The sequence below is a fragment of the Nonomuraea sp. NPDC001684 genome (genome assembly GCF_053596515.1).
This window is the reverse complement of the sequence record NZ_JBSFGJ010000803.1, coordinates 1-2,134: the sequence shown is the minus strand read 5'-3', so window position 1 is coordinate 2,134 and position 2,134 is coordinate 1. Positions and strand designations below refer to the sequence as shown.

Sequence of the window (2,134 nt, the reverse complement as noted above, 5' to 3'; positions counted from 1 at the left end):
CTCCGTTATTTTGCGAGATGGATGAGGGGGATCCGTAGTGACTGATTCGCGTGGGACCGTGTCCCGCAGGTTGTTCGTCAGCGGCATGTTCGCCGCCCTGGGCGCCGTTCCGTCGGCCGCCGCCGGAGCGTCCGCGGGGCCGTCGGCGGGGAGGGCCGCCGAGACGGCCGGCGGGAGGGTGCTGCGGGCCGCGCCCGCCACCGTGTCCCTCGGCGGACGGACGGTGTCCACCTGGGCCTACGACGGCCTGCTGCCCGGCCCGACCATCCGGGCCACGGCCGGCGGCACCGTACGGGCCAGGCTCGTCAACGACCTGCCCGCGCCGACCACCGTGCACTGGCACGGCATCAGGATCGCCGCCGACATGGACGGCGCGCCCGGCCTCTCGCAGCGGCCGACCCGGCCCGGCGGGACGTTCGACTACGTGTTCACCGTCCCCGACCCGGGCACCTACTTCTACCACTCCCACGTGGGCATGCAGAGCGACCGCGGCCTGTACGGCCCGCTGATCGTGGAAGACCCGTACGAGCCGCTCGGGTACGACCAGGAGTTCACGGTCGTCCTCGACGACTGGCAGGACGGCGTCAACGGCACGCCCGACGACACGCTGCGCGCGCTGAACACCACCCCGCACGACGACACCCTGAGCAGCCACGTCCTCGGCGGCACGTCCGGGCACGCGCGCTACCCGTACTACCTGGTCAACGGCCGTACCGCCGACGAGCCCACCATCTTCATGAGCCGTCCCCGCGTGCGCGCCAGGTTCCGGGTGATCAACGCGGCCGCCGACACCGCCTTCCGGGTGGCGCTCGGCGGCCACCGCCTGACCATCACCCACACCGACGGTTTCCCGGTCAAGCCGGTCACCGTGGACACGGTCGTGATCGGCATGGGGGAGCGCTACGACTTCGTCGTCACGCTCGACGCGGGGGCGTTCCCGCTGATGGCGATGGCGGAGGGCAAGGCCGGGCGGGCGTTCGCGGTGGTGCGCACCTCGCCCAGCGCCCGCACGCCGTCACCGGACGGCGCCGTGCCGGAGCTCCAGCGGCGGCAGCTCGCCTACCAGGACCTCCAGGCGCGCCGCCGTGACCAGCTGCGCCCGCCGTCCAGGACGGTCACCGTCACGCTCGGCTGGCGTCAGGGCACCTCCGGCAGCGAGTGGCCCATGAACGGGCACCTCGGCGACGACCCGCTGCGCCTGCGGGTCGACCGAGGCGAGACGATCAGGATCGTCATGCACAACGACACGCACATGTGGCACCCGATGCACCTGCACGGCCACACCTTCCAGGTCCGGACCACCGAGCGCGGCGGGCCGCGGAAGGACACCGTGAACGTCATGCCGTACAAGCGGATCAGCATCGACGTGCACGCCGACAACCCCGGCGAGTGGATGTTCCACTGCCACAACCTCTACCACCAGGAGCAGGGCATGATGGGCCTGCTCGGCTACGGCAGGCCCCCGAAGCGCCGGCACGTCATGAGCCACTGAATGAGCCGCTGACCGGCGCCCGCGCGGTCGTGTGCAGGTAACCGGCGACGGCGGCCAGCAGCGAGGTCCCCCAGAGCAGGAAGACCGGGTAGGTCCCGGCGAATCCCCAGCTCCCGTCCAGGACCTCGGCGCCGCCGCCGGGCGCGCACCCGCGGGTGACGCCGAACGCGAGGCAGCTCGTCATCATCGCGCCGTACTGGCCGACCAGCATGCCCACGGCCGCCGCCGGGACCGCCGCGAGCGCGCGCGGCACCCGCCGTCCTCCCACCAGGGGCACCCAGCGCGGGACGATCTGTCCCCATCGGGCGATCAGTCCCAGGGTGAGCAGGCCCCCGGCCACCGGCCCGGCGACGAGCAGCACCCAGAACACCGCCGAGCCGCCCAGCCCGGCCAGGCCCGCGCGGGAGCCCTCCGCCACGCCCAGCGGCAGGCCCAGCCCCCACAGCAGGTGCGGCACCGAGAAGCCCAGCATCGGCAGGACGGCCGCCGTCCAGGTCGCCGCCCTGGCCCAGCGGGCGGGCCGGACCGTCCCGTCGGCCCGCCGCCGGTGCGGCCGCGCGGCGGTACGCGTCCCGAAGCGGACGGCCGCCAGCGCCAGCAGCACCCCCAGCGCGGCGAACAGGGACTGCCGGGCCAGCGCGG

The 2,134-nt window shown here is 73.9% G+C and carries 2 protein-coding genes; one reads left to right on the top strand and one right to left on the bottom strand.

Going from position 1 to position 2,134, the window contains the following annotated elements:
• Positions 1-58 precede the first annotated feature (58 nt).
• Complete coding sequence (locus ACWCSD_RS51950; RefSeq protein WP_449927200.1) at positions 59-1,492, top strand: multicopper oxidase family protein; 1,434 nt, start codon at positions 59-61, stop codon at positions 1,490-1,492.
• On the opposite strand, the gene ACWCSD_RS51945 is transcribed toward ACWCSD_RS51950, so the two are convergent.
• A partial coding sequence (locus ACWCSD_RS51945; protein WP_449927197.1) for a hypothetical protein occupies positions 1,479-2,134 on the bottom strand: 656 nt, incomplete at its 5' end. The genes ACWCSD_RS51950 and ACWCSD_RS51945 overlap by 14 nt on opposite strands.